Raw genomic sequence first — 21950 nt, forward strand, 5'->3', positions numbered from 1 at the left:
TGAGTGCTCGTTGTTCTTCAGTGCTCGTTATTCATTATATCCAAGGACGGCCCGCCGCCGGGCAGGGGCGGTCGCCCTGGGGGGAACAACTGATTGGCCAGGCGCGCAAACCCTTCCAGATCGACGTTCTCGGGCCGGGCTCCCGGGTCGATCCCGGCCGCCCGGCACGCCGCCTCGGCCTGCACCCGCTCCACCGCCGGATGGGCCGCCAGGGCGTTGGCCAGGCGCTTGCGGCGTTGGCTGAAGGCCGCCCGCACCAGCGCGAACAGGGCCTCCGGGTCGGCCACCGCCACCGGCGGGCGCAGGTGGGGCCACAGGCGCACCACCGCCGAGTCCACCTCCGGCCGGGGCCAGAAGGCACCCGCCGGCACGGTGCCCAGCCGCTCCACCCGGGCATGGTAGGCGACGAAGACCGTCAGCGCGCCGTAGGCCGCGGAGCCCGGCGCAGCCACCAGCCGGTCGACCACCTCCGCCTGCAAGGTGAGCACGGCCCGCTCCCACCGGATGGGAGCTTCAAGCCAGCGCACCAGGAAAGGCGACGTGATGGCGTAGGGAAGGTTGCTGGCCAGCTTGACCGGCCCCCCCGCCGGGTCTTGGCGCGACGCCAGGCGGTCCAGGTCGACGGCCAGGATGTCCCCCTCCACCAGCTCCAGGTTCGGCAGGTGCCCCAGCCGCTCCCGCAGGGCCGCGGCCAGCCGGCGGTCGACCTCCACCGCCCGCACCCGGCCGGCCCGCTGCGCCAGGCGCTCCGTCAGGGCGCCCAGGCCCGGTCCCACCTCGATCACCAGATCGTCCGGGCCGGGTTCCACCGCGGCGACGATCCGTTCCGCCCAGTTGTCGTCGACCAGGAAGTTCTGTCCCAGCCGCCGGCTGGGCCGCACGCCGTACCGTTCGAGCCACCGGCGCAGCTCGGACCGGTGGGTGGCCCTGTGGGCCCCGGGCCCCCTTTCCTGGCCCTGCATGCCGGACGAACCTGCCACACCCCGTGCCTCCTCGAACAGCCCCGTGGTACCGGCGGGATCCGGGCCGGGACCGGTACCCGGGCCGGGGCCGCCTGGCCCGGTACCGCCGCCCCGACGACCATCCCCACGGCGGCACCGGCTGACCCGCGTGGACCGGCTGACCAGCGTGGTTCCAGGTGGCCGGCCAGCCTGGCGGCCGCGCGGCCCGGCCCCCAGCGTCATCGCCGGCGCGGGCCGCCGGCACCGCCGCTGCCCGGCTCCGCGGATCCTGCCCGCCTGCCGGGTCGCGGTTCCGGCCGGCCCGGCGCCGGGGCCCGCTCCTCCCGTCTAGAGGCCTTCGCCCCCCGCCGGGCGGCCGGCTTCCTCCCCCCGGGGCGGCCCCGACGGGGCCACCGGGGGAAGGGCGAGCCGGAAGAGCCGGGCCGCGTTGGCCGTGGTCTGGGCGGCCAGCCGGTCCAGGGGAAGCCCGCGCTCGGCGGCAATCCGCTCGGCCACCAGCCGCACCCAGGCCGGCTGGTTCCGCCGGCCCCGGTGGGGATGGGGCGCCAGGAAGGGCGCGTCCGTCTCCACCAGCAGCCGTTCCAGGGGCACCGCCCTGGCGGTGGCTCGAGCGTCCTCGCCGTTCTTGAAGGTCACCGGCCCGTCCAGCCCGATGAACCAGCCCGCCGCGGCCCAGCGGGCGGCCCAGTCGGGACCGGCGCTGAAGCAGTGCAGCACGCCTTCCACCTGCGGCCGGCCCGGCGCCGCCAGCAGGTCCCAGAGGTCGTCCACCGCGTCCCGCTGGTGGATGATCACCGGCAACCCCAAATCCGCCGCCAGCTCCAGCTGGGCCAGGAAAGCCTTCTTCTGCTGGGCTTCCCCCGCGCGGCCGCGGTGGTAGTCGAGCCCGATCTCCCCGATGGCCACCACCCGCGGGTGGGCGGCCAGGCGGCGCAGCTCGGCCAGGGCCGCGGCGGTGCACTCCCCGGCGCTGTAGGGATGGATGCCCACCGCGGCGTAGACGTCCTGATACCCCTCGGCCAGGGCCACGGCCCGGCGGGAGCTTTCCAGGTCGATGCCGATGGTGATCATGGCCACCACCCCGGCCGCCCGGGCGGCGGCCACCACCTGGTCCCGGTCCCGGTCGAAGTCGGGGAAGTCCAGGTGGCAGTGGGTATCCACGAGGGCCAGCGGGCCCAGCCCGGTGGCCTGCGCCCCCGCTCCGGGCCTCACCGGATCCGGCTCCCTTCCCCGATGGGACGGTCGGTGGTGAGCAGGGCCAGCCCCTGGCCGTCCTCCGCCGCCAGGACCATGCCCTGGGATTCCACGCCGCGGATCACGGCGGGCTTGAGGTTCGCCACCACCACGATGGTCTTCCCCACCAGTTCCTCCGGCCGGTAATGGGCAGCGATCCCCGCCACGATCTGGCGGCGTTCCCCGCCCAGGTCGACCTCCAGGCGCAGGAGCCGGTCGGCCCGCGGGTGCTTCTCGGCGTGGATCACCCGAGCCGTGCGCAACTCGATCCGCCCGAACTCTTCAATGGTCACCTGGCCGGCCGGGGCGGCGCCGCCGCCGGCACCGGCCGGACCGGCCGCTGCCGCCGTCCCGGCCTGGGGCGTGGGCTTGGTCCCGGCAGCCGCCGCCACCGCAGGGCCCGCCGGCGCTGCCGTCACCCCATCGCCGGCCTCCCGGGCCGCCGGTTCGTCCAGCTCGATGCGCGGGAACAGGGGCTGGTCGCGGACCACCCGCGCCCCCGCCGGCAACTGCCCCCATTCCAGGCCCTGCTGCCAGCCTGCCGGCCGGTAGTCCGGCCCCAGGCCCAGCTGGGTCCAGAGCCGGGCCGGCGTCTCCACCAGGAAGGGCGAGAGCAGCACCCCGACCACCCGCGCCGTCTCGGCCACGTCGTAAAGAACGGCCTCCAGCCGGTCCTGCCGGCCCTCCCGGCGCAGCGCCCAGGGTGCCTGTTCGTCGATGTACTTGTTGGCCCGGCCGATCAGGTCCCAGATGGCCTGCAGGGCCGCCGGCAGGTCGAACCGGTCCAGGGCCTGTTCCACCCGCGCTGCCGTTTCCCGGGCCGCCGCCGCCAGCACGCCGTCGCTGGCCCCGGCGGGCGGCCGCGGGATGCGACCGTCCAGGAAGCGCTGGATCATCCCCGTGGTCCGCCAGGCCAGGTTGCCCAGGTCGTTGGCCAGGTCGGTGTTGAGCCGCCGCACCAGGGCCTCTTCGCTGTAGCTGCCGTCGTCGCCGAAGGGCACCTCCCGCAGGAGGAAGTAGCGCACCGGGTCGACGCCGTATTTCTCGATCAGCTGCACCGGGTCGATCACCTGGCCGCCCGCCCGCGACTTGCCGATCTTGCCGCCGTCGATCAGCAGCCAGCCGTGGCCGTACACGCAGCGGGGCAGGGGCTCGCCCAGGGCCATCAGCAGGGCGGGCCAGATGATGGCATGGAAGCGCAGGATGTCCTTGCCGATCAGGTGGACGTCCGCCGGCCAGAAGCGTCGGTAGAGCTCGCCGTCGGGCCAGCCCAGGGCGGTGATGTAGTTGGCCAGGGCGTCGATCCAGACGTAGATCACGTGGTCCGGGTCGAAGGGCACGGGGATGCCCCAGCGGAAGGAGGTGCGGGACACCGAGAGGTCCTGCAGCCCCTGGCGGATGAAGGCGATCACCTCGTTCCGCCGGCTGGGCGGCTGGATGAACCCGGGGTGCCGCTCGATGTGCTCCAGCAGGGGCTCGGCGTACCGGGAAAGCCGGAAGAAGTAGCTTTCCTCCTGCAGCCGCTCCACCGGCGTCTCGTGGACCGGGCAACGCCCCCCGTCCAGCAGCTCCGCCTCGGTGTAGTAGGCCTCGCAGGCCGTGCAGTAGAGGCCTTCGTAGACCCCCTTGTAGATATCCCCCTTGTCATACAGGCGCTGGAAGATCTGCTGCACCCGCGCCTTGTGCCGCGGCTCGGTGGTGCGAATGAAATCGTCGTAGCTGATGTGCAGCCTCTGCCAGAGCTGCCGGGTCGCCTCCACGATGGGATCGATGTACTCCAGGGGCTCCTTGCCCGCCTGGCGTGCCGCCCGCTCGATCTTCTGGCCGTGCTCGTCGGTTCCGGTGAGCAACCAGGTCTCATCGCCCCGCAGCCGGTGGTAACGGGCCAGGGCATCGGCGGCCACCGTGGTGTAGGTGTGCCCGATGTGCAACCGGTCGTTGGGGTAGTAGATCGGGGTGGTGATGTAGAACCGGCCCCGGCCGCGGCCGGCCTGCGACCCGGCCGGCTCCTGTGCCGGGAACTGCGTTGCCGACGAACCTGCCATCACCGTGCACCTCCTGTCCTCCGCTGGGCTGGAAGATGGGCCCGGGCCGGGCAAAAGAAAAAGCCCCGCGCCCGGCAAGGGCGAGGGACTCTCGCGGTACCACCCTGCTTCACCCGCCCCTTGCGGGGACGGGCCTTGGCACCCCGCCAGCGCCAGGCCTGACGCCGCGTTGCCTGCACCAGCGGGGCTTGCGCGTTCACGGGCGCACCCGGCCGGGCCTACTGGGCTGGCGCCGTTGGGCCGGCGGCTCCGGGGCCATGTTCGCCGGGCGGACGGGCGGGCTTGCACCATCCCCGCCTCGCTGGGGCGTCCGGACCGGTTACTCATCCCCTTCATGGCCTTTGCTATTACTATGGTTCCGGACCGGTGGCCTGCGGGTTTCGGGGGAAGACCCCCTTTTCCCGGGTTCCTCCCGCTTGCGCCGTATTTTGGCTTGGCCGTGCCCCCGCTGTCAAGTTTGCCGGCACCGGGGCCGCTCCCGTGCGCGCAGCCGCCCTGGCCCGCCGCTCCTGGTCCTTGGCCTGGGCCCGTTGCAACGTCGGCGCCGGGGCTGGCGAACCAGCCCGCCCTCGGAGTCACCTCGCCTGCGCTTGCAGCCGGGATCATGGCCGGACCGGCCGGGACAACCGGCTGGGGTGTCTCCCTCGCCTAGGCGTCACCACCGCCTTCCAATACCGCAAGCGGGCGCCCCGACCGCCCTTCGGCGAGCGCTTGCGGATCCGCAGCCGGACCGGGGGTCCGGGACCCGTCCGGGCGTGCCGCGGCCCGGCAGGGTGTTCGACGGTTCGGCCGGGGGTTCCGCCCCAGGCCGGGTTCACCGCCGCCCGGCCTGGCGTTCCCCGGCAACGCCGGTGGCCCCGTTCCGTAAGCTTTTTCCCACCCAGCCATTCCGTTGGCGTTGTCGAGATGTGTCTTGACGTTTTTTGGTACTGGTGCTACGGTCTTGATAGAGGGGCAAAAGAAATCAGCGGTTAAGGGGGCCTCTGGGTAAATGATGAAGTCTACGGGTATTGTCCGCAAGGTGGACGAACTGGGCCGCGTGGTGATCCCCATCGAGCTGCGGAGGACCCTGGACATCCAGGAGAAGGACTCGCTGGAGATCTACGTTGACGGCGACAAGATCATCCTGCGCAAGTACGAGCCCGCCTGCATCTTCTGCGGGAACGCCTACAACGTCGAGAACTTCAAGGGGAAGAACGTCTGCAAGAGCTGCATGGCCATCATGGCCACCCGGGCGAGCTGAGCGAACCGGGCGACCGGCCCGGGCCCGCTCGGACGGCATCCGCAGGGGAGACACCCGCCAGGCTGGTGCGGCTCCACGGGGCAGGCGGCCGCGCCGCCAATCCGGAACCGGTTGGGGGCAGAACCGGGACGGAGCCTGGCATAGGTGGAACCGGTGCGATCGGGGCTTGACCCGTCACCGCAAGGTGCGTGGACCAGACGGACCTTCACCACCATCCGGCAGGGACGGCCGCCGTGGGCAGCAGGCGGTTTGCTGCAGGTGGGGGTGGCTGCCAGGGGCGGTGGCAAGGACCGCCTGGCAGGGGGTCCGGGCCCCGGGGTCGGGCCAGGGATGCCCGGCAGAGCCTGACCGGGGAGCGTTGCCGGCGATGCATACAAACGTGGAAAAGAGTGGGGCCCTGTACAGGGCCCCCTTTCCATGATGTATGGAGCCCGCGCCCTGTCGCCACGGCCTAGTATGGGTGCGCCCTGGCCCGCCCCCCGTGCACGCCTTCCCGTTCAGGTCGTGTCCGATGGGGGACGGCCTGAACCGGCGGCGTCCAGGTAAGCACGGTACACCCGGCTGCGGCTAAGGCCGTACCGGCGTGCCACCTCCCGCGCGGCCGCGCTGGGAGCCAGGCCGGCCGCCACCCGCTGAGCCACCTCCACGGCCAGCCGTCCCGGATCGGGCGGAACGGCCTCCTGCTGCCATGGCTCCTCCGGGCCAGCAAGGGGCACCGGCTCCTCTGGCACGCTCCCTGTTGCGGGCCTATCGTCACCGGCGGGCCTGCCGTCACTGGGGCTGGCCACCCCCGCGCCGGCCGCCTTCCCGGTGCCTTCCCATCCCTCCGGCCCCTCCACCGCCCGGACCGGCCGGTTTCCGGATCGGTTCTCGCGCAGGTGCCCAGGGTCCGTCCATGACAGCGCCGGCCTTGGGTGGAGGCCCGCTTCCTCGTCCGGACCTGGGCCTCCCCCGGCGCCGGCCGTGCCGGCCCCCTCCCCCGGCGCCGGCCGGTCCGGCGGCACCGCAACCCCGGGAGGCGCCAGCACCAGGGTGTACTCCCCCCGCGGGGGTGCGGCTTGAAGGACCGGGGCCAGCCGGGCTACCCGGCCCCGCAGGATCTCCTCGTGCCGCTTGGTCATTTCCCGGGCCACCACCAGGTAGGCATCCGGCAGTAGCTCCTGCAGGTCCTCCAGGACCGCCGCCAGGCGGTGAGGCGCCTCGAAGAACACCACCACGCCGTCCCACCGGTGCCAGGCGGCGATGCGCTGGCGGCGACGCTCCCGCTCCCGGGGGAGAAACCCTTCGATCAGGATGCGCGACGCCGGGATGCCGGCCACGGAAAGGGCGGCCAGGGCCGCGCTGGGTCCCGGCACCGGCACCACAGGCCAGCCGGCCGCAGCCACCCGGCCGACCAGCCGGGCACCCGGATCGGCCAGACCCGGCGTGCCGGCATCGGTGACCAGCGCCACCACCTCGCCCGCGGCCAGCCAGCGCAGCACCTGCCCGGCCCGCTGGGTTTCGTTGTGCTCGTGGCAGGAGATCACCCGGCCGCGGAGTCCGTGGGCGGACAGCAAGCGCCGCGTGCGGCGGGTATCCTCGGCCAGGATGTAACCCGCCTGGCGCAGGACCTCCAGCAGGCGAAGGGTCACGTCACCCAGGTTGCCGATGGGGGACGCGCAAACGTAAAGGGTGCCCGGGCGCACCCAGTCGCCCGTCGCGCCTCCGCTCACCGGAGCGGTCACCTCCCCTGAAGCCATACCCGCCCGGGCACGACACCGGAGGGGTGTCCGGCGCCGGTCAGGGCCAGGTCACCCCGCTCCGCCGCCGAGACGATGTGGGCCGGGGCGGCGGCACGGTCTTCAGGGTAGGCGGCGCTTGCCTGCGCCACCCCCCAGCACCGCCAACAGAAGACCTCAAGGGCCAGCTGGCGGTTGGCGTTGGCTTGCCAGGCCCGGCGGAACGCGGCCAGGGCACGGGTCCAGCCCAGCAACCGGCCGGGCGCTTGCCCCTTCTCGCCCCGCCGCAACCGCCAGACCAGGACCTCCACGGCCCCTTCCGCCCGGTCCCCCCACTCAGCCAATGTCCGGCCCACCGCCAGGGCATCAGCGGGACCGCCCCGCTCCAGGGTGGCCGCTGCTCGCTCCAGCACCTCTGCTTCCGCGGCGCAGCCGGGTTCGTCCAGATACGATCGGGCGGCGTCGGGGCGGTCGCCGCAGGCGCAGAGGGCCCAGTAGGCTGCCAGCAAGGACGACCCGGACCGGTCCGCCAGGTCCTTCGCGCGCTCCTCCCGGGGTTGCGGCCGGAAGGGAACGACCTGGCAGCGGGATCGCAGGGTCGGCAGGACGGCCGGCAGGTGGTCGGTGGTAAAGAGAAAGACGGCGAAGGGCGGCGGCTCCTCCACCGATTTGAGCAGGGCGTTGGCTGCCTGCACCGTCAGGCGGTCGGCGTCCTGCCAGAGGATCACCTTGCGCCCGCCCGCGTGAGGTCGCAGGGACAGCAGGGCCAGGAGGCGCCGCACCGCATCGATGCCGTGGCCGTCGGGCACCAGCAAATCGGGATGGGTACCGGCCGCCACCTGCCGGCAGGCGGCGCAATCTCCACAGGCTTGTCCGCTTCGCGGTGTGAGGCACAGCAGGGCCGCGGCCGCTTCCTGGGCGGCTTCCTGGTGCCCCGCTCCCGGAGGCCCGGCCAGCAGGTACGCATGGGCCACCCGCCGAGACCAGAAGGGGGCATGGTTTCGCACGCCGGCACCACGCAACGACTGGGGTCTCGCTGGTACTTGTTCGGGGGGCTGGCCATCCCGTTCAAACATGCTCGAAGCGCTCCACGTTCAGGACGAAGATGGTGGCGCCGCCCACGATCACCTCGACGGGATAGGGCACATAGGTGTCCACGGCCCCACCGATGGGCCCCAGCGGTGTCACCACCTGTTCCCGGGGCCGGCAGACCCTCTTGATGATGGCCACCACCTCGTCCACCTGGGCATCTTCGGCCCCCACCAGCAGGGTGGTGTTGCCCTCCTTGAGGAAGCCACCGGTGCTGGCCAGCTTGGTGGCCCGGTATCCCCGGTCCACCAGTTCCTCGATCAGGCGGCCGGCATCCTTATCCTGTACCACCGCCACCACCAGCTTCACCGCGGCCACCCGCCTTTCTGGTCGTCCGCCCCTCGCCGCAGGCGCCAGGGCCGCCAGGGCCGCCCTGGCCACGGGGCTGCGCGGCGCAGGACCGCTTCCGGCCCTGTCCTGCGGGCCTGTTTTAATAGCTTAATCGCGGGCACCTGTCCCGGTGTGCGGGCCGCCCGGGGCATGCGCGACCCGGATGAGCCGCCGAATTCGGACCGGTCCCTGCAAGCCCGGGCTACAGCCGGGGGCCAAGCGTGCGCTCCAGCGCCTCGCGAACAGCCTCAGCCACCACCAGGGCAGGGCGCGTGGCATCGATGACCACGATGCGACGCGGCTCGGCCCGCGCCAGGTCGAGGTAGCCCTGGCGCACCCGGTGGTGGAAACCGGTGTCGCGGCTCTCGATGCCGTCGGCCGGGCGCCGGAGGCGGGCCCGCGCCACATCGGGAGGGCAATCAAAGAGCAGCGTCAGGTCCGGTAGCAGCCCGCGCGTGGCCAGGCGGTTGACGCTCCACACCGTGGTGCCGCCAAGACCGAGCCCCGCCCCTTGATAGGCCAGGCTCGAGTCGACATAGCGGTCGCAGACCACCGTCTCACCCGCCAGGAGGGCCGGCAAGATCACCGTCTCCACCAGTTGGGCTCGGGCCGCCGCGAACATCAGCATCTCGGCCATGGGCACGGGCCTGCCGGCGCCGTCCAGCAACAGCTCCCGCAGGCGCTCGCCGAGGGCCGTGCCGCCGGGCTCGCGGACCAGCCGGGACGGGATGCCGCGGGAGCGCAGCCAGTCCATCACCACCGCCGCTTGGGTGCTCTTGCCGCTGCCTTCCCCACCCTCCAGGGTGATGAACCAGCCGCGCCGGGCGGCAGCCCGTAACGGGCCGCGTCCCGCCGGCCCGCTTGCCGCCCGGTCCTGCGCCATGTCAGCCGCCGTGTCCTTCCCCATGTCCTGGTGCCCTACCTTGAGGAAGCCACTCAGCTGGAACGCCTGCACTCAGCCGGCGCGACCTCCGCCATGGTCCTTCTTAGGTTCGCCGGCCGGTACCCTATCTCCTCGACAGGATCTCGCGGAACCGCCGGTCGCGGTTCTGCTTGGGCCCGCTCGGGTTCCATAACGCCGAGAGGCGACGGCTGAATACCGTCGCCTCTCGGCTCTAGGCGTGCTCCAGCGGCAGGATTCGAACCTGCGACCCCCCGGTTAACAGCCGGGTGCTCTACCGCTGAGCTACGCTGGAACGACCATCACAGTCCCCATTATAGCCTCTGCCAGGGCACCCTACAATCCCTGTCAGAACGCCTGCCAGATCCGTACAGCGCCGTGCCCGTCGTGCCAGGTTGAAACCACCCCGGTCATCGGCCCGGAACGGCTGGGAACCGTGATGTAACTTTGAAGCTGAACAAAGTTAAAAAAGTGTTCCGGCGGCGACCTACTCTCCCGGGCGGTGGCCCGCCCAGTACCATTGGCGCTGGAGGGCTTAACGGCCGTGTTCGGGATGGGAACGGGTGGGACCCCTCCGCTATGGCCACCGGAACGGTGGGGGGTTTTGCCCCTTGAGAGCGGCACAGGGGAAGCGGAGCGTGGGTGAGGCGGGAGCGGAGCAACGCTTGGCGATGGGCGGGGGGTGGAGGGATGAAGGGAGAAGGCCTCGACCGATTAGTACCGGGTCGCTGAAGACCTTGCGGTCCTTACACGCCCGGCCTATCGACCTGGTGATCCACCAGGGGTCTTACTCCCTTGACGGGATGGGAGACCTCATCTTGGGGTCGGCTTCGCGCTTAGATGCTTTCAGCGCTTATCCGGTCCCGACATGGCGTTCCAGCCGTGCCCCGGGCGGGACAACTGGGATACCAGCGGTCGGTCCTTCCCGGTCCTCTCGTACTAGGGAAGGCTCCCCTCAAGTCTCCTGCGCCCGCAGTGGATAGGGACCGAACTGTCTCACGACGTTCTGAACCCAGCTCACGTACCGCTTTAATGGGCGAACAGCCCAACCCTTGGGACCTGCTGCGGCCCCAGGATGCGATGAGCCGACATCGAGGTGCCAAACCTCCCCGTCGATGTGGACTCTTGGGGGAGATCAGCCTGTTATCCCCGGGGTAGCTTTTATCCGTTGAGTCACGGCCCTTCCACACAGGACCGTAAGATCACTAAGCCCGGCTTTCGCCCCTGCTCGACCCGTCGGTCTCGCAGTCAAGCACCCTTGTGCCTTTGCACTCCGCGCACGATTTCCAACCGTGCTGAGGGTACCTTTGGGCGCCTCCGTTACCTTTTAGGAGGCGACCGCCCCAGTCAAACTGCCCACCTGCCACGGTCCCGGACCCGGATGACGGGCCGCGGTTAGAACGCCCGCCGTCCAAGGGTGGTATTCCACCGTCGGCTCCCCCGAACCTGGCGGCCCGGGTTCGCAGCCTCCCACCTATCCTATACATGGCCGGCAGACGTTCAATGACAGGTTGCAGTAAAGCTCCACGGGGTCTTTCCGTCCAGCTGCGGGTCGCCCGCGTCTTCACGGGCCGCTCAATTTCACCGGGCCCCTCGCCGAGACAGCGCCCAGGTCGTTACGCCTTTCGTGCGGGTCGGAACTTACCCGACAAGGAATTTCGCTACCTTAGGACCGTTATAGTTACGGCCGCCGTTTACTGGGGCTTCGGTTCGGAGCTTTGGGCTTGCGCCCTAACCCCTCCCCTTAACCTTCCAGCACCGGGCAGGCGTCAGCCCCTATACTGCGCCTTACGGCTTCGCAGGGACCTGTGTTTTTGATAAACAGTCGCCTGGGCCTCTTCGCTGCGACCCCCCGGCGCTCCGGCCGCCAGGGCCTTCACCCCAGGGGGCACCCCTTCTCCCGAAGTTACGGGGTCAGTTTGCCGAGTTCCTTAGCGAGGGTTTTCCCGCGCGCCTTAGGCTTCTCGCCTCGCCCACCTGTGTCGGTTTCGGGTACGGGCACCGGAAGCCTGGCTAGAGGCTTTTCTTGGCAGTGGGGGATCGGCCCCTTCGCCCCCGAGGGGGCTCGGCGTCGCGTCTCAGGACTCCCCGGGGGATTTGCCTCCCGGGGCTCCCTACCCGCTTGCACCGGCCATCTCCAGCGGCCGGCGGTACCTACCCTCCTGCGTCCCCCCATCGCTCGTAACGGCTTCCCGGTGGTACCGGAATATGAACCGGTTCTCCATCGCCTACGCCTTTCGGCCTCGGCTTAGGTCCCGACTAACCCTGAGCGGACGAGCCTTGCTCAGGAACCCTTGGGCTTTCGGCGGGCCGGATTCTCACCGGCCTTTTCGCTACTCATGCCGGCATTCTCACTTGCCTGCGCTCCAGCCGGCCTCACGACCGGCCTTCGCCGCCCAGGCAACGCTCCCCTACCACGGGCTTGCGCCCGTCCACAGCTTCGGCGCCGTGCTTGAGCCCCGCGTCATTTTCGGCGCAGGGTCGCTCGACCAGTGAGCTATTACGCACTCTTTAAATGATGGCTGCTTCTAAGCCAACATCCTGGTTGTCTTAGCGACCCCACATCCTTAGCCACTTAGCACGGACTTGGGGGCCTTAGCTGGTGGTCTGGGTTGTTTCCCTCTCGAGCACGAAGCTTATCCCCCGTGCTCTAACTCCTCCGGTACACCGCGCGGTATTCGGAGTTTGCCTGAGTTCGGTAACCCGCGAAGGCCCCTAGCCCAAGCAGTGCTCTACCCCCGCGCGTCAGCCCGGAAGGCCCACCCTCAAGTGGTTTCGGGGAGAACCAGCTATCTCCGGGTTCGCTTGGCATTTCACCCCTACCCACAGCTCATCCGATGGTTTTTCAACACCAACCTGGTTCGGGCCTCCACGCGGTCTTACCCGCGCTTCACCCTGGCCATGGGTAGATCACCCGGTTTCGGGTCGACCGCCTGCAACTGGCGCCCTGTTCGGACTCGGTTTCCCTGCGGCTCCGGACCTGCGGCCCTTAACCTCGCTGCAGACGGTCACTCGCCGGCTCATTCTTCAATAGGCACGCCGTCAGGGCTTGCGCCCCTCCGACTGACTGTAGGCACACGGTTTCAGGTTCTCTTTCACTCCCCTCCCGGGGTGCTTTTCACCTTTCCCTCACGGTACTGGTGCACTATCGGTCGCTCGGGTATTTAGCCTTGGAGGGTGGTCCCCCCAGCTTCCCACGGGGTTCCACGTGCCCCGTGGTACTCGGGAACGCAGCAACGGAGGCCTTCCGCTTTCGCCTACGGGGCTGTTACCCTCTCTGGCCGGCCTTTCCAGACCGCTTCGGCTAGCGGACGGCTTGCTCACTCCGCCGGAGCCCTGCCAAGCTCCGCTCCTGCGCCCCGCAACCCCCGGACGGCAACGGTGGCAGCCTTCTCCACCGCCCGGGTTTGGGCTCCTCCCCTTTCGCTCGCCGCTACTCGGGGAATCTCGGTTGATTTCTTTTCCTCGCGGTACTGAGATGTTTCAGTTCCCGCGGTTCCCCTCCCGAACCTATGGATTCAGTCCGGGATGACGGGGCATTCCCCCCGCCGGGTTTCCCCATTCGGGCATCCCCGGATCAACGCCTGCTTGCGGCTCCCCGAGGCTTTTCGCAGCTTACCACGCCCTTCATCGGCCCTTCGCGCCGAGGCATCCACCGTGTGCCCTTCCTACCTTCTCGCCCTCGCACGCCACCCACCCGCCGCAGCGCCAACCGCTGCCCCGCGGGTGCTGCGCACAAGGCGCGCACACCGGCTTCCCGCATCACGCTCTCCTGCTTCCCCTATGCCGCTGTCAAGGTGCAAAACCCAGGGCGCCCAGGCACCGGGCGACCCGGTCCTTGAAAACCGAGCAGCGCGCTTCGTCGAGGCAGGATCGACCTGGAGTGGGCCGGTGCGGTGCACCGGCGGGCACTCCTTAGAAAGGAGGTGATCCAGCCCCACGTTCCCGTAGGGCTACCTTGTTACGACTTCACCCCAGTCACCGGCCCCACCTTCGACGGCTCCCTCCCTTTCGGGTTGGGCCACCGGCTTCGGGTGTTGCCAGCTCCCGTGGTGTGACGGGCGGTGTGTACAAGGCCCGGGAACGTATTCACCGCGGCATTCTGATCCGCGATTACTAGCGATTCCGGCTTCACGCAGGCGAGTTGCAGCCTGCGATCCGAACTGGGACCGGCTTTTAGGGATTGGCTCCCCCTCGCGGGTTCGCAACCCGTTGTACCGGCCATTGTAGCACGTGTGTAGCCCTGGGCATAAGGGCCATGATGATTTGACGTCATCCCCACCTTCCTCCGGTTTGTCACCGGCAGTCCCCTGTGAGTGCCCGGCCAAGCCGCTGGCAACACAGGGCGGGGGTTGCGCTCGTTGCGGGACTTAACCCAACATCTCACGACACGAGCTGACGACAACCATGCAGCACCTGTCACCGCGCTCCCCGAAGGGCACCCCGGCCTTTCGGCCAGGTTCGCGGTGATGTCAAGCCCAGGTAAGGTTCTTCGCGTTGCTTCGAATTAAACCACATGCTCCACCGCTTGTGCGGGCCCCCGTCAATTCCTTTGAGTTTCAGCCTTGCGGCCGTACTCCCCAGGCGGGGTGCTTAGTGCGTTAGCTCCGGCACGGAAGGGGTCGATACCTCCCACACCTAGCACCCATCGTTTACGGCGTGGACTACCGGGGTATCTAATCCCGTTCGCTCCCCACGCTGTCGCGCCTCAGCGTCAGGGCCAGGCCAGGCAGCCGCCTTCGCCACTGGTGTTCCTCCCGATCTCTACGCATTTCACCGCTCCACCGGGAATTCCGCTGCCCTCTCCTGCCCTCAAGCCCGGCAGTTTCGAATGCACCTCCCCGGTTGAGCCGGGACCTTTCACATCCGACTTGCCAGGCCGCCTACGCGCCCTTTACGCCCAGTGATTCCGGACAACGCTCGCCCCCTACGTCTTACCGCGGCTGCTGGCACGTAGTTAGCCGGGGCTTCCTCCTCCGGTACCGTCAGCAAGAGGCCTTTCAGCCCCTCACCTTCGTCCCGGACGACAGGGGTTTACACCCCGAAGGGCTTCCTCCCCCACGCGGCGTCGCTGCGTCAGGCTTTCGCCCATTGCGCAAGATTCCCGACTGCTGCCTCCCGTAGGAGTCTGGGCCGTGTCTCAGTCCCAGTGTGGCCGGCCACCCTCTCAGGCCGGCTACCCGTCGTCGCCTTGGTGGGCCGTTACCCCACCAACCAGCTGATGGGCCGCGGGCCCCTCCGGCAGCGACCGCCTCACGACGGCCTTTCTTCCACACCCCATGCGGAGCGCGGACCGTATGCGGTATTAGCCCCAGTTTCCCAGGGTTATCCCCCACTGCCGGGCAGGTTGCCCACGTGTTACTCACCCGTCCGCCGCTAGGAGACCGGAGAGCAAGCTCCCCAGTCCCCCCGCTCGACTTGCATGTCTTATGCACGCCGCCAGCGTTCGTCCTGAGCCAGGATCAAACTCTCCTCCGGAAAGTTCCCTTCCCGCAAGAGAGTCCTCTCGCGGCTCGCGCTCTTTTCGCGTTGCCCGGCCACCGCCACCCCTGCGCTCCCGCGCAACGGCACGGTGACCACCAGGCTCGCAAGGCCTGCCTCTCCACGCGCTGCTCCGTTTTCAAGGACCAGTCGTTTCGCCCGGCGCTCGCGGCGCCGACGGTTTGGTATCTTAGCAGCGGCCTTTGACCCTGTCAACACCCCGTGGCGCCGGCTTGCCGCGCGCCCGAGGCGGCCCGAGGCCGCCGCAGAAGCAGCACCCGGAAGCGAGCTCCCGGGTGCTGGTGTGCCCCGTACCGGACTCGAACCGGTGTCTCCGCCGTGAGAGGGCGGTATCCTAGGCCGCTAGACGAACGGGGCACTGCTGGGGATCCAGGATTCGAACCTGGACTACCAGGGCCAGAACCTGGCGGGCTGCCGTTACCCCAATCCCCATCATGTTGTCTCGATTCGCGAGCCTGTCAAGGCCTTCGAACCGGCGCCCCGCGGGCGCAACACGCATTATAGCACGGCATCCGCGCTGCTACAACTGCTTGGCCCCACGGGCCGGCCGGCAGGCTGTGGTGCCGCTGGGGCGTCCCGGGGATGCCGGTCCCTCCCTGCCTCGCGACGCACGGGCCGCGGCGGTCCGGCCGGGCCCTATCATACCCAAGGCTGCGGTGGAGGAAACACGGGCACGCCTGGTGCCTCTGTTCCCGATGGCGGACAGGGAAGCCCATGACATAGCCGGAAACCGGCACCGGCAACGCCCGCCCCACGGCCCCTTAAAACCACCGCGCCAAGCACGGCCGGGGGGCGGCGGGAGGCCGGTGGCCTGGCGGTTCCCGCCGCCGGGCGGCCCTAACCGCCCGGCCGGCCGGCAGCCCGTGCCGCCACCGGCTCCGGTAGAACCGGCAACCCCGAAGGCGCAAGGCACAGCCTCAGCTGCCCACCGGCCCGCCCGGGCGCCCAGCCGGCTGCGCCGCCCGCGCGGCCCGCCGCTGCCGGATCCACCCGATGGCGCGCCGGATCCGCTCCAGACAGCGCTCGCGCCCGACCCAGCAGATCACATCGAAGACACCGGGGCCCACCGTGCGCCCCGACACCGCCAGGCGCGTGGGGTGGAAGATGCGCCCGGTCCCCACACCCAGCCGCTCCGCCAGGCCGCGTAAGGCCTGTTCGATGGCCGCCTGGGTCCAGGGCTCGACCCGGGCCAGGGTCTCCGCCACCGCCTCGAGGATCGGGATGGCGTCGTCGCGGTCGAAGTGCTTGCGCACCCCGGCCTCGTCGTACCCCTCCACGTCGGTGAAGAAATAGCGGCTGGCTTCCACCAGCTCATCCAGGGTCCGGACCCGCTGGCGTACGGCGTCCAGGATGGCCCGCAGCCGCCGGCGCTCCTCGCCCTGGGGCGGCGCGTCCAGAAGTCCCGCTGCCTGCAGGCGCGGCAGGGCCAGTTCCACCACCCGGTCCAGATCGGCCTCGCGAAGGTAGTGGCCGTTCATCCAGGCCATCTTTTCCACGTCGTAGATGGCCGCGGTATGGGAGACCCGGTCCAGATCGAAGAGCTGGATCATCTCGTCCAGGGACAGGATCTCCCGGTCGTCTCCGGGGGACCAGCCCAGCAAGGCCACGTAGTTGAGGATCGCCTCGGGCAGGAACCCCTGGCGCCGGTACTCGTCGACGGCCACCGCACCGTGGCGCTTGCTCAACTTGCTCCGGTCGGGCGCCAGGATCATGGGCACGTGCGCAAACTGGGGCGGCTCCCAGCCCAGCGCCTGGTAGACCAGCAGCTGCTTGGGCGTGTTGGAGAGGTGCTCGTCCCCGCGGATCACGTGGCTTATGGCCATGTGGTGGTCGTCCACCACCACGGCGAAGTTGTACACGGGCATCCCGTCGGCGCGGGCGATGATGAAGTCCCCGAACTGGGCCACGTCAAAGGCGACCTCGCCCTTCACCAGGTCGCGGACCGTCACCAGCCCTTGATCGGGCACCCGCAGGCGCACCGCCGGGCGGCGCCCTTCGGCCTCCAGTTCCCGCCGCTGGGCCTCGGTCAGATGGCGGCAGCGGCCGCTGTAGACGGCCGGCCGGCCCGCCGCCCGCGCCGCCTCGCGTTCGGCGTTCAGCTCTTCGGGGGTGCAATAGCAGTAGTACGCCTTCCCCTCGGCCAGCAGGCGGTCGAGCTCCTGCCGGTACAGGTCGAGCCGCTGGGACTGCCGGTAGGGGCCGTAGGGACCGCCCACGTCGGGGCCCTCATCCCAGTCCAGGCCCAGCCAGCGGATGCTCTCCAGCATGGGTTCGATCAATTCATCCCGCGACCGCTCGGGGTCGGTGTCTTCGAACCGGAGGACGAACCGGCCCCCGTGCTTCCGCGCAAACAGCCAGTTGAACAGGATGGTCCGGACGCCGCCGATGTGCAGGTAACCCGTGGGCGACGGCGCATACCGGACCCGCACCGGCTGGGACATGGGGCTTGCCTCCTCGCGACCGCGAACATCGCGAAATGATGCCGGACGAACCGGCCGCGCGCCGGGCCAGGGGCCGGCTCGGCCCGCCGCGGCCTCCTCAGGAGCGGCGGTATCGTAACAAAGCGGCCTGGCAGCGTCAAGGAAAGGGAGGCCGGGCATGGGAGGGGCACCCGGGGCGCCCCAGGGGATCGCCCAAGGGGCGCGCCCGCAGGGGGCCGCTAGGGCTGCCAGCGCGCCATCACGGCCAGCAGCGCCAGGGCCATGGCGCCGGGCAGGCCCAGGGTGCCCGCCAGCCAGGCGGTGGCCGGGTTCCACCCCACGTGGGCACCCAGAGGGGACAGCAGCAGGTTCAAGGCCAGGACCCAGCCGGACCCGACGGCCAGGTCGGCCATCAGGCGCGCTAGGGCCTCACCGGCAGACGCGGCCGTGGCTGCGCGCCAGGTAAGGGCCCCCAAAAGCACCGCGGCCAGGCCCAGGGTCCCCCAGGTGCCGTCGCCGGCGATGGCCATCACCCCGCCTTCAAGGCCTTCAAGGCGCCACCTTCCGTCCCGCCGGATCCCCGGGGTGGGCCGGCAGGCCCTGGATGCCCCGCTGGCGCGCCTGTTTCAGCAGGTAGGCGTAACGCTTTTCCGCCGCAAGCACAAGGTGGATGGCCTGGTCCACCAGGTCCCGGTCGGTGACGCATTCGAAGTACAGGCGGGCCTGCTCCCAGTCCCGCCGGGCCTCCTCGACGGCGCGCACCCAGTCGAAGGCGGCGTCGTCCTCAGGGCTGCCGGTCCGCGCTCCCCGGCCCCCAGCCCGGGTTTCCTGGCCGGGCCCGGCGGGGGAGAAGGGGAGGCGAAGCGCGCGCCGGCCTGGGGCCGGGCGCGGCCGCCCGCGTCCCGCAAGGGAGGGGGAACGGTCCGGGCGATGCGGAGCAGGCCCCGGACCCCCTGGGGGCCACGGGACCAGAGCCTTGGCCGGTTCGTCCCCGGCCGGGCCGGCGGGCCGCCGCCGGGGCCACAGCCACCACCAGCGTCGCAGCCAGCTGCGTTCCCGTTCTGCGTGCATTCCCTTCCACGCCCCTTGCCGGCCTTGGGGGTCCCGGCATGCGGTGACCCCTGTCCTATGGGTATGCGGCGGGACACGCGGGTTGAACCACCGCCGCGGCCGGCCGGCAAGAGGAAACATGGACCCAGAAGCAGGGATTTATTCCAGCAAGGAAGAGGGCTGGCGTATCCTACAGGGCCTGCCGTCCCTGCAGGGCGCGGGTCAGGGTGAGCTCGTCCACGTATTCCAGGTCCCCGCCCTCGGGCACGCCGCGGGCGATGCGGGTCACCCGGATGCCCAGGGGCTTGATCAGGCGGGCCAGATAAAGGGCGGTCGCCTCGCCCTCCACCGTGGGGTTGGTCGCCAGGATCACCTCTTCCACCGGCGGGTCCTGGCGCAGGCGGGCCAGCAGCTCGCGCACCCTGAGCTGCTCCGGCCCCACGCCATCCATGGGTGAGATGACCCCGTGCAACACGTGGTAACGGCCGCGAAACTCCCGCGTGCGCTCCATGGCCACCACATCACGGGGCTGCTCGACCACGCAGATCACCCGCGGGTCCCGCCCGGGATCCCGGCAGACAGGGCAGGGATCGCGGTCGGTCAGGTTGGCACAGACGCTGCAGTAACGGACGCTGGCACGGGCCTGCACCATGGCCTCCGCCAGGGCCCGGACCTCCTCCTGGGGGCGGAAGAGCAGGTGATAGGCTAGGCGTTGGGCCGTCTTGGGGCCGATGCCGGGCAGCTTCTCCAACTCGGCGATCAGGCGGGCAAAGGCAGGCGCGTGCTCCATGCCGGCATCGCGCTCCCTAGAAGCCGGGCAAGCCCGGCAGCTTCGGCAGCTTGAGCCCGCCCGTCACCCGGGCCATCTCGGCCTGGACCATCTCCTGGGCCTTGCGGCTGGCCTCGTTGACCGCCGCCACGATCATGTCCTGCAGGAGTTCCACGTCGTCAGGGTCGACGGCTTCCCGTGCGATCTCCAGGCGCAGCAGCTCCTGGCGCCCGTTGACCACCGCCTTGACCATGCCGCCGCCGGCCGTGGCCTCCACCTCGCGCTGGCCCAGCTCTTCCTGCAGGCGAGCCATCTCCTGCTGCATCTTCTCAAGCTGTTTCAGCATCTTGCCCATGGGGCCGAAGCTCACGCTGCCATTCCTCCTTTACCGGGATCCACTGCCCTCCAAAGAGTTCCCAGGCCGCCCTCTGCACCGCGTCCAGGTCCGGCGGCAGGCTCTCGTCGGACGAACCCGGCACCGGTGCGGTCGCCGCCGGCGCCGGCGGAGGATCGGGCGGGGTCGCCGGCTGCGCCCGCGGAGGCTGGGCATCGGTCCCCCCCTGCCCCAGCGGAGGATGGCACCGGGCTGCCGCCCGTTCGCTGGAGTTGCCGGGGGCACCCCTCTCCGCGGGTTGCCCCTGGGCCGGCCCCGGCGCCGGGCGTGACGCCGTGCCTGCCCCCGGGGTGTTGCCGCTGCCACGAGGCGGCGCCGCTCCCCTTTCCCTCTCCTGGGCCGCGCCGTCGCCCCCGGTCGCAGGGGGTGCATCGCGTTCCTGCAGGTCCGGGGTCTGCCGGGCATGGGCACCTTGGGGCGCAGCGGGCCCAAAAGGCACCTGCATCCCGGGGTCCACCGGGGTGGTGGGGGGCTCCTGCGCCCCTGCGACCTCGGGGGCCGCCCCGTCCGCACGCCCTTCCGGCTCCCTGGACGGCGCGGCAGCGGGGGCGGCGGCCGGTCCGTCGGCCTCCTGGGCCTGGGCCGGTGACGCCCCCGGGCCGGAAGGTGGACCACCGTTGCCGACGGTAACCCGGACCGGTACCGGCGCGCCGAGAAAGGCTTCGATGGCGCGGCGCAGCTGGGGCAGCTTGACCTCGGCCGTCCGGGCCATCCCCGGCTGGGCAAAGGGGATCTCCAGCTCGGCCCCCGCCACCCGGGGTGCGCCCGCGGCCCGCAGCAGCGCATGCAGGGCCGTCCACTCCCGCCGCCGGCGCAGGGACTGCAAGAAGCGCTCCCATTGTCGGGCCAGCGCCTGGGGCGGGGCGGCCGCCGCCTGCCCCGGCGCGGCGCCGCCCTCCGCAGCGGGCTCGGGCCCCGCCGGTGCCGGGCCTGCTGTGGAGGCTTGCCCGCTCCCCCCGGTGGGCCGGGACCGCTCCCGGGCGGGCGTCCGGGTGGCCGGCCCTTCCGGCCCGGACGCCTCCGGCTGGGGCCGCTCCGGCCCGGCGGCGGGTGCAGTTGCGGGGACGGTCGCCCCCGCCCCCCGGCCCGGCCCCCCATCCCCGGGCCGGCCGCCCCAGGCGGTGCGGGCCGGTTCGGCGCCGGCCGGCTCCGCCGCCGTGCCTGCGGCACCACCGGGAAGCCGGGCGAGCCGCTCCCCCACCGCCCGGATTAGCGCGGCCTCCAAGGCCAGGCGGGGCTGGCCGCTCCAGCGCAGCAGCGCCTCCCCTTCGGCCAGGGCATCAAAGCAGGCCAGGGCGGTGGCGTCGTCCAGGGTCCGGGCCAGGGGCTCCAGCCGGGCCGCCAGGTCTTCGCCGGCATAGAGCAGGTGCCGGCTGTCCAGGCCGGAACGGAGGGCCAGCAGGTCGCGCCAGCAGGCGACCCAGTCGCGCAGGGCCTGGGCCAGGTCGACGCCCTGGGCAGCGAGGTCGGCCACCGCCCGCAGGCCGGCGCCCATGTCGCCTTCCACCACCGCGCGGGTCAGGGCCAGGATGCCTTCCCCCGGAGCGAGCCCCAGCAGCTCGGTCACCACGGCGACCTCCAGCCGGTCACCGCCCATGGCCAGGCACTGGTCCAGCAGGCTCAAGGCGTCCCGCAGGCCGCCTTCGGCCAGCCGGGCCAGCAGGCGCAGTGCTTCGGGTTCCGCCTCGACGCCCATGGCGGTGCAGACCGCCTCCAGCCGCTGGACGATCTGCTCGGGGCTCAGCCGGTGGAAGTCGAAGCGCTGGCAGCGGGAGACGATGGTGGCCGGCAGCCGGTGGGGCTCGGTGGTGGCCAGGATGAAGAGGGCATGGGTCGGTGGCTCTTCCAGGGTCTTCAGCAAGGCGTTGAACGCCTCGGTGGTCAGCATGTGGACCTCGTCGATGATGTACACCTTGTACCGCCCGCGGGCCGGCGCGTAGCGCACCCGCTCCCGCAGTTCCCGGATCTCGTCGATGCCGCGGTTGGAGGCGGCATCGATCTCCAGCACGTCCATGGTGGAGCCGTCGTTGATCTCCCGGCAGAGATCGCAGCGGTTGCAGGGCTCGACGCCTTCGGGGGACTGGCAGTTCACGGCCTTGGCCAGGAGCTTGGCGACGGAGGTCTTGCCGGTGCCGCGCGGCCCGGCGAAGAGGTACGCGTGGGCCACACGGCCGGTGCGCAGGGCGTTGGCCAGGGTCCGGATGACGTGCTCCTGCCCCACCACACCGTCGAAGCGCTGGGGCCGCCAGCTGCGGTAGAGGGCCTGGTAGGGCTGGCTCAACAAAACCCCCCCT

The 21950-nt window shown here is 70.8% G+C and carries 14 protein-coding genes, 3 tRNA genes and 3 rRNA genes; 1 reads left to right on the forward strand and 19 read right to left on the reverse strand.

Annotated features, from left to right (window positions below; translation table 11 throughout):
* Positions 1–17: 17 nt before the first annotated feature.
* The 3 genes from rsmA to metG form a co-directional block, all read right to left on the reverse strand.
* Positions 18–980: a 16S rRNA (adenine(1518)-N(6)/adenine(1519)-N(6))-dimethyltransferase RsmA gene (gene rsmA / locus THESUDRAFT_RS00345; protein ID WP_006902714.1), complete on the reverse strand. Its 963-nt coding sequence runs from the start codon at positions 978–980 to the stop codon at positions 18–20.
* A 309-nt stretch (positions 981–1289) separates the two neighbouring features.
* Complete coding sequence (locus THESUDRAFT_RS00350) at positions 1290–2174, reverse strand: TatD family hydrolase (protein WP_006902715.1); 885 nt, start codon at positions 2172–2174, stop codon at positions 1290–1292.
* A complete protein-coding gene (metG, locus tag THESUDRAFT_RS00355) occupies positions 2171–4240 on the reverse strand; it encodes a methionine--tRNA ligase (RefSeq protein ID WP_006902716.1) in 2070 nt (689 codons plus the stop codon). Before metG ends, THESUDRAFT_RS00350 begins: the two co-directional genes overlap by 4 nt.
* Positions 4241–5234: 994 nt before the next feature.
* On the opposite strand from metG, the gene THESUDRAFT_RS00360 reads away from it, so the two are divergent.
* A complete protein-coding gene (locus THESUDRAFT_RS00360) occupies positions 5235–5483 on the forward strand; it encodes an AbrB/MazE/SpoVT family DNA-binding domain-containing protein (RefSeq protein ID WP_174266693.1) in 249 nt (82 codons plus the stop codon).
* A 497-nt stretch (positions 5484–5980) separates the two neighbouring features.
* Here THESUDRAFT_RS00360 and rsmI read toward each other — a convergent pair whose 3' ends face one another.
* The 16 genes from rsmI to dnaX all read right to left on the reverse strand — a co-directional run bounded on the left by rsmI (position 5981) and on the right by dnaX (position 21937).
* On the reverse strand, positions 5981–7195 hold the full coding sequence (gene rsmI, locus THESUDRAFT_RS14805; RefSeq protein ID WP_006902718.1) for a 16S rRNA (cytidine(1402)-2'-O)-methyltransferase: 1215 nt from the start codon (positions 7193–7195) through the stop codon (positions 5981–5983).
* Between the two features lie 8 nt (positions 7196–7203).
* Complete coding sequence (locus THESUDRAFT_RS14810; protein ID WP_169328689.1) at positions 7204–8175, reverse strand: hypothetical protein; 972 nt, start codon at positions 8173–8175, stop codon at positions 7204–7206.
* Between the two features lie 94 nt (positions 8176–8269).
* Positions 8270–8599 carry a cyclic-di-AMP receptor gene (locus THESUDRAFT_RS00375; protein ID WP_006902720.1) on the reverse strand — a complete coding sequence of 110 codons (330 nt, stop codon included), beginning with the start codon at positions 8597–8599 and terminating at the stop codon, positions 8270–8272.
* Between the two features lie 223 nt (positions 8600–8822).
* Positions 8823–9575 carry a dTMP kinase gene (gene tmk, locus THESUDRAFT_RS00380; RefSeq protein ID WP_006902721.1) on the reverse strand — a complete coding sequence of 251 codons (753 nt, stop codon included), beginning with the start codon at positions 9573–9575 and terminating at the stop codon, positions 8823–8825.
* A gap of 169 nt (positions 9576–9744) precedes the next feature.
* A tRNA-Asn gene (locus THESUDRAFT_RS00385) sits at positions 9745–9816 on the reverse strand.
* 179 nt (positions 9817–9995) lie between these two features.
* A 5S ribosomal RNA gene (gene rrf / locus THESUDRAFT_RS00390) occupies positions 9996–10112 on the reverse strand.
* 103 nt (positions 10113–10215) lie between these two features.
* A 23S ribosomal RNA gene (locus THESUDRAFT_RS00395) occupies positions 10216–13200 on the reverse strand.
* A 240-nt stretch (positions 13201–13440) separates the two neighbouring features.
* Positions 13441–14999: ribosomal RNA gene (locus tag THESUDRAFT_RS00400) — 16S ribosomal RNA — on the reverse strand.
* Together the 16S, 23S and 5S rRNA genes with 3 tRNA genes alongside form the textbook arrangement of a ribosomal RNA operon.
* Before the next feature lie 308 nt (positions 15000–15307).
* Positions 15308–15380 (reverse strand) — tRNA-Glu (locus tag THESUDRAFT_RS00405).
* Between the two features lie 4 nt (positions 15381–15384).
* Positions 15385–15455, reverse strand: a tRNA-Gln gene (locus THESUDRAFT_RS00410).
* A 485-nt stretch (positions 15456–15940) separates the two neighbouring features.
* The gene (gene gltX / locus THESUDRAFT_RS00415; RefSeq protein WP_006902722.1) at positions 15941–17464 is read right to left on the reverse strand and encodes a glutamate--tRNA ligase; all 1524 of its coding nucleotides are present in this window, start codon (positions 17462–17464) and stop codon (positions 15941–15943) included.
* A 218-nt stretch (positions 17465–17682) separates the two neighbouring features.
* Complete coding sequence (locus THESUDRAFT_RS00420; RefSeq protein WP_006902724.1) at positions 17683–17973, reverse strand: pro-sigmaK processing inhibitor BofA family protein; 291 nt, start codon at positions 17971–17973, stop codon at positions 17683–17685.
* 19 nt (positions 17974–17992) lie between these two features.
* A complete protein-coding gene (locus THESUDRAFT_RS13780; RefSeq protein WP_207635408.1) occupies positions 17993–18205 on the reverse strand; it encodes a YaaL family protein in 213 nt (70 codons plus the stop codon).
* A gap of 478 nt (positions 18206–18683) precedes the next feature.
* The gene (gene recR / locus THESUDRAFT_RS00430) at positions 18684–19283 is read right to left on the reverse strand and encodes a recombination mediator RecR (RefSeq protein WP_006902726.1); all 600 of its coding nucleotides are present in this window, start codon (positions 19281–19283) and stop codon (positions 18684–18686) included.
* Between the two features lie 16 nt (positions 19284–19299).
* A complete protein-coding gene (locus tag THESUDRAFT_RS00435; protein WP_006902727.1) occupies positions 19300–19632 on the reverse strand; it encodes a YbaB/EbfC family nucleoid-associated protein in 333 nt (110 codons plus the stop codon).
* The gene (gene dnaX / locus THESUDRAFT_RS00440; RefSeq protein WP_006902728.1) at positions 19592–21937 is read right to left on the reverse strand and encodes a DNA polymerase III subunit gamma/tau; all 2346 of its coding nucleotides are present in this window, start codon (positions 21935–21937) and stop codon (positions 19592–19594) included. The genes THESUDRAFT_RS00435 and dnaX overlap by 41 nt, the downstream gene beginning before the upstream one ends.
* Between the last annotated feature and the right edge of the window lie 13 nt (positions 21938–21950).

The organism is Thermaerobacter subterraneus DSM 13965 (assembly GCF_000183545.2).
Taxonomy (GTDB): Bacteria; Bacillota; Sulfobacillia; order Thermaerobacterales; family Thermaerobacteraceae; genus Thermaerobacter; species Thermaerobacter subterraneus.

Coding starts and splice junctions, on each gene's coding strand:
- metG (WP_006902716.1), bottom strand. CDS start 4,240: ATGGCAGGTTCGTCGGCAACGCAGTTCCCGGCACAGGAGCCGGCCGGG.
- THESUDRAFT_RS00360 (WP_174266693.1), top strand. CDS start 5,235: ATGAAGTCTACGGGTATTGTCCGCAAGGTGGACGAACTGGGCCGCGTG.
- gltX (WP_006902722.1), bottom strand. CDS start 17,464: ATGTCCCAGCCGGTGCGGGTCCGGTATGCGCCGTCGCCCACGGGTTAC.
- THESUDRAFT_RS00420 (WP_006902724.1), bottom strand. CDS start 17,973: ATGGCCATCGCCGGCGACGGCACCTGGGGGACCCTGGGCCTGGCCGCG.
- recR (WP_006902726.1), bottom strand. CDS start 19,283: ATGGAGCACGCGCCTGCCTTTGCCCGCCTGATCGCCGAGTTGGAGAAG.